Source organism: Halomonas sp. (genome assembly GCF_041689495.1).
Classification (GTDB): domain Bacteria; phylum Pseudomonadota; class Gammaproteobacteria; order Pseudomonadales; family Halomonadaceae; genus Halomonas.
The window spans coordinates 1-5,483 of record NZ_JBDNGD010000467.1 but is presented as its reverse complement, the minus strand read 5'-3'; the positions used below and the strand labels follow the sequence as shown (position 1 = coordinate 5,483).

At 65.6% G+C, this 5,483-nt stretch carries 5 protein-coding genes; 3 read left to right on the top strand and 2 right to left on the bottom strand.

Annotated elements, in window-relative coordinates; translation table 11 throughout:
• The first annotated feature begins 219 nt into the window (after positions 1–219).
• Complete coding sequence (locus tag ACESMD_RS14235; protein WP_372614278.1) at positions 220–1,791, top strand: alkaline phosphatase; 1,572 nt, start codon at positions 220–222, stop codon at positions 1,789–1,791.
• A 24-nt stretch (positions 1,792–1,815) separates the two neighbouring features.
• On the opposite strand, the gene ACESMD_RS14230 is transcribed toward ACESMD_RS14235, so the two are convergent.
• Both ACESMD_RS14230 and ACESMD_RS14225 read right to left on the bottom strand, forming a co-directional pair.
• Positions 1,816–2,745: a lysophospholipid acyltransferase family protein gene (locus tag ACESMD_RS14230; RefSeq protein WP_372614276.1), complete on the bottom strand. Its 930-nt coding sequence runs from the start codon at positions 2,743–2,745 to the stop codon at positions 1,816–1,818.
• A gap of 178 nt (positions 2,746–2,923) precedes the next feature.
• A complete protein-coding gene (locus ACESMD_RS14225) occupies positions 2,924–3,316 on the bottom strand; it encodes a VOC family protein (protein ID WP_372614274.1) in 393 nt (130 codons plus the stop codon).
• Between the two features lie 40 nt (positions 3,317–3,356).
• Between ACESMD_RS14225 and ACESMD_RS14220 the strand changes: the two genes are divergently transcribed.
• Positions 3,357–4,013, top strand: coding sequence for a class I SAM-dependent methyltransferase (locus tag ACESMD_RS14220; RefSeq protein WP_372614272.1), 657 nt, complete (start codon positions 3,357–3,359; stop codon positions 4,011–4,013).
• A gap of 109 nt (positions 4,014–4,122) precedes the next feature.
• Positions 4,123–5,483: MFS transporter (locus tag ACESMD_RS14215; RefSeq protein ID WP_372614270.1), on the top strand; the 1,361-nt coding region annotated here is incomplete at its 3' end.

The following is a 5,483-nucleotide window of genomic DNA, read 5'->3' as shown; positions in this document are numbered from 1 at the left end:
GGGCATCCTGTATCCTCGTGGCGATCGATGTCTTGCCTGTAGCGCTGCCAAGGTCGGTAGGGCGGGTTAAAAAACATGACAAGAACTATACAACAACGATCCATTGTATACTTTAAGGGTGGCATTCACCAAGCGTGATACACGGACTCGCCCCTAGCGGCATTGGGCTCTGGTGCCGACGAAAGTTCCCCCACGAGACCCGGCGAGGAGCCCCCACCCATGCCGAGACTGCTGGCTTCGGCCGTGCTGATCAATCTGCTGTTGCTGGTACCGCTCTGGCTGCGCTTCGGCGAGCCGGGGTCGCGCCTGATCGCCCTGGAAGCGGTGATCCTCGCCCTCCTGCCGGCCCTGCTGCCCGGTTCGGCGAGGCTCGCCTGGTTGCGATGGTCGATCGTGGTCGCCGTAATGCTGGTCCTGGTCATCGGCCTGGGTGATGCGGCGACTCATCTGGCCTTCGGGCGCTCGCTGAACCTCTACCTGGACATTCCGCTGGTGCGTTCGGTCTTCCATCTGCTGGAGGGCAACCTGGGTGCGGTGATAGCCGTGCTGGTCACCCTGGTGGGTGCTCTGCTGCTGGTGGCCATCGCCTGGCTGCTGGCGTATCTGCTGAAGTCGACCCAGGGAATCCTGCGTGCCAGACCCGCCATGGTGATCGGGGCAGGACTTCTGATGGCCAGCGGCCTGCTGGTGGCCGCCGAGCTTAAGCATTCACGGCTGCTGCCCCAGGCCCGGACACCGCTGCTGGACACCCTGCATTTCCAGGCCGAGCGTCTGCTCGAGACTCGCCGCGCCCATCGGGAATTTGCCGAGCGACTGGTGGCCTCGCCGTCACCGGCCCGCTCATTGCCGGGGCTGGTCGGTCGCGATGTGGTGCTGTTATTCGTGGAGTCCTACGGTGTCTCGGCCGTCGTCGATGATCGCTATGCGGATGTCGTGGTGCCGCGTCTTCAGGAAATGGGCGAGCGGCTCCAGGCCGCGGGGCTTTCGATGGCCTCCGGCACTCTGGAGGCACCGATTCGCGGCGGGCAATCCTGGCTGGCCCATGCCAGCACCCTCAGTGGCCTGTGGATCGACAACCAGCTCTGGTATCAACTAATGCTGGCCAGCGAGCGCGATACCCTGGTGGACGACTTCCGCGCCACCGGCCACCGTACCCTGGCGGTAATGCCCGCCATCACCCTGGCCTGGCCGGAGGGGGAGGCCTATGACTTCGACGAGATCCATGCGGCCAGCGACATCGACTATGCCGGGCCGCCTCTGAACTGGGTCACCATGCCCGACCAGTTCACCCTGCACCATTTCGAGCAGCGGATCCGGCAGCCGACTGAGGTTCCCCTCTTCGCCCAGATCGCCCTGATCAGCAGCCACGCCCCTTGGACGCCGATCATCCCCGTGCTGGACGACTGGGACGAGGTGGGCGACGGCAGCGTCTATTCCCGCTGGGAAGATGCCGGTGATCCCCCCGATGAGCTCTGGCAGGACCTTGAGCGCATCCGCGATCACTACGCCCTGTCGGTGGACTATGCGCTGCATGCCAGCCTGCGCTGGGCCGAGGACTTCGTGGATGAGGATACCCTGCTGATCCTGATGGGCGACCACCAGGCGGCGCCCCTGATCACCGGTGATGATGCCAGCGGGGCGGTGCCCGTCCATGTGATCAGCGGCGACCCCCGCCTCCTGGCACCCTTCCTGGATCGTGGATTCGTGGACGGCATGCTTCCCCCTGATACCGGGAAGTCTCCCGGTATGGATCAGTTTCGCCGCTGGCTGCATGAGGATTTCGGATCATGATGCCGGGGTCATTTCCTTGACCGCTCAGTAGAGCCGGAAGGAGGGGTGGTCGGGGTGCCCCTGCTGCTCCTGGATTACCTTGCGGTAGCGCTTGTATTCCCACTGGTACTGGGCCGGGTCCAGGGCGATGGCGGCCTCCACGCAGGCATTGACGCCGGCGGCCGAGCGGGCCTCGTCGGTGGCGTAGACGCGCTCGTCGGCGGGCAGGAAGTGGATGGCGAAGCCGCGGCCGGGCAGGCGACGGGCGACGCCGGTGACTACCCGGGCCTCGGTGCGGGCGACCAGCTTGGGCAGCAGGGTGGCGGTATAGGCGAGTCGGCCGAAGAAGGGCGCGAAAACGCCGCTGCCCCAGTCCGGCTCCTGGTCGGGGAGGATGCCGATGGCCTCGCTGCGCTTGAGGGCCTTGAGCAGGGCCGCCACGCCGCGCGGATTGGTGGGCACCAGACGCGCACCCATGCGCTCCCTGCCCTGGCGTATCACCGGATCCAGGGCGGCGATCTTGGGCGGTTCGTACATGGCGGTGAAGGGGAGGTGACTGGATAGCCAGAAGTTGAGCACCTCCCAGTTGCCGAAGTGCGGCGCCAGCACAATGACGCCGCGGCCCTCGGCCCTGGCCTCGTCGAGCAGTTCGCGGCCCCTGACCTCGAGGATGGCGGTTTCCACTCGCCCAGGCTCGGCCATCCAGGCGAAACCGAGTTCCAGCATGGTCGCCGTGGAGTGGGTCAGGCTGAGTCGCGCGAGGTCGCGGCGCTCGGGGTCGCTGCAATCGGGATATACCTCGGCGAGGTTGATCTCGGTGACCTCACGCTCGCGTCGGCTGACGCGATGGACAAGGGGCCCGGCCCAGCGCGACAGGCGCCACAGCGTGGCCAGTCGGCGGGAAGCCAGCAGGCGCCACAAGCGGGCGATGGCGCCTGCCTGGAGGCGGCCGGGGCCTGAAGCCGTCTCGCTCATCAGACCAGCCAGGTTTCCAGATTGTCCGGGGCCTTGCCCTGGTCGGCGACTGGATGCTGGCCGCGAGGATCGTCATTGTGCGCTGTATCGTTCATGCGGCTTCCATGGGATAGGGATATCGAGCGCCCATGATACCGGCCACTGGCCATAAATCCATGGGCGGCCTCGGAGGCCCGACTCAGTCCGCCTGAGGTTTCATCGGCCGGCTGATCTCCAGCAGATTACCATCCGGGTCGCGCAGGTAGATCGACGCGATCTCGCCGTTGGCTCCCTGGCGGGCGATCGGGCCCAGTTCCACCTCGACATCCAGTGCTTCGAGGTGGCGTGCCACCTCTTCCAGGGGCAGCAGGCTGCGCAGGCAGAGATCCAGGCTGCCGGGAGTGGGGGTGGCCGCCTTGGGGCTCACGTCGGTATCGGTCCAGTGCAGTCGCAGCGCCATGTCGCCCAGCATCAGGTCGACGCGCTCACGGTCGCGGTAACGAACTTCCAGCCCCAATACCCGCGAGTAGAAGTCCACGGCGCGGGAAATATCGGTCACGGTGATGACCAGATGGTCCAGACCTGAGAGCATTCGCGTCTCCTTTAAAGCGTGTTTGGTTACAGAGGATACGATGATGACGCCCTGCCCGCTATGTGCGGCGCGCGATGCGCACCCCTACCATCGCGATGCGCGGCGCGACTACCTTCAGTGCTTGAACTGCGACCTGGTGTTCGTGCCGCCATGGCAGCGACTCGCGCCGGTCGACGAGAAGGCGGTCTATGACCGCCACGAGAACTCACCCGATGACCCGGGCTATCGTCGTTTCCTATCGCGGCTCTTCGACCCGCTGCGTGAACGCCTGGCGCCTGGTGCCCGTGGGCTGGATTTCGGTGCCGGCCCCGGCCCAACGCTATCGGTGATGTTCGAGGAGGCCGGCCATCCCATGGCGATCTATGATCCCTTCTATGCGCCGGATACCCGGGTATTCGAGTGCCGCTACGATTTCATCACCGCCACCGAGGTCGTCGAGCATCTCTACACTCCGGGGCGTGAACTCGAGCGATTGGCGGGCCTGCTGACCGAGGGCGGCTGGCTAGGCGTGATGACCAAGCGGGTCCTGTCACGGGATGCCTTCGCCCGTTGGCACTACATCCAGGATCCCACCCATGTGGTCTTCTTCAGCGAGGCCAGCTTCCGGTGGCTGGCCAGGCGGCTGGGTATGCGAGTGGAATTTCCCGCGCCCGATGTGGTGCTGCTGCTGCACTACCCCGCCATGGTCAGCGATTGACGGCGGATGGTGTGAGCGTATCATCCTGCCTGCTTTCGGCCTGGCCTGCAGGCAGCCTCGAGCATTTTCTGCCACCCTCTGGTTTTCACCTGCTGCTGTGAGGCACACCATGTCGCGGCAACTCTTGGCCATGGCCCTGCCCCCCTTGCTGGGGCTCTTCATCCTGGGGATCGGCAACAGTTTCCTGGCCACCCTGATTACCCTGCGACTGGACACGGCGGGGGAGTCCACGGTGATCATCGGCTGGGTGTCGTCGGCCTACTTCATCGGCCTGGCGCTGGGCGCGATGTTCAATGACCGCCTGCTGCTGCGCATCGGCCATATCCGTGCCTACGGCAGTTTCGCCTCCCTGGTGGCGGTGACCGTGCTCCTGCAGGGCCTGTTCTTCGAGCCCTGGGCCTGGTTCGTGCTGCGCCTGATCGGCGGCTGGGCCACGGTGGGAGTCTATCTGGTCATCGAGAGCTGGTTGCTCACCGCCGGTGACCAGAAGATACGCGGTCGACTGCTGGCGCTCTACATGATCTCGCTGTATGCCGCCGGGGTCGTCGGCCAGTTGCTGCTGGGGGTGACCGATGCCATGGGGGTGACCGCCCCCTTCATGGTGATCGGCCTGCTGGCCTCTCTGTCGGTGCTGCCCATGGCGATGATCCCCCGGGTATCGCCATTGATCGAACACGCTGAACCGCTCTCGCCCTTGCGGCTGATCACCCTGACACCCACCGGCGTGATGGGTAGCTTCGGTTCGGGGCTGGCCGTGGCCGCCGTCTATTCCCTGCTGCCGCTCTACCTCCAACGCATCGGCCTGACGGTTGGCGAGATCGGTCAGATGATGGCAATGGTGGTTCTCGGTGCCATGTTGCTGCAGTATCCTATCGGTCGTTGGTCGGACCGCCACGACCGCCAGATCGTGCTGATCCTGATCGGTGGCTTCAGCGTCCTGATCTCCGCCGGCATGCTGTTCCTGCCCCTCAGCACCTGGGTCATGGCCGGCCTGCTGTTCCTGCTGGGCGGCGGCGTCTTCGCCCTCTATCCGGTGGCGGTGAGCCACGCCGCCGACCGTGCCCCGGCCGGTGCCCTGGTGCGCATGAGCCAGGGCCTCCTGTTGGTCAATGCCATCGGTTCGACGCTGAGCCCGCCGATCATCTCGCCGATCATGGCCGGTATCGGCGATGCCGGCCTGTTCTGGTCGATGGGCACCCTGGGGCTTTTCCTGGTAGGTTTCTTCGTCTGGCGGCGCAGTGTTCGGCCGGCGCCGGTACCCGTGGCGCCCTTCGCGCCCGCCACGCCGATGTCCTCTGCGGGGGCCGAACTGGCTGTCACCGAGGAGGTCATCCAGGGTGCCATCGAGCATGAGCACATGGAGGACCTCTCCGATGTCGTGCCCGACGTGGCGGTGGCCGAGCCCCTGGTCGGCCCGCCTACCCAGGATGCGTCATACGTCCTCTACTATGACAGTCTCGACGATGACAG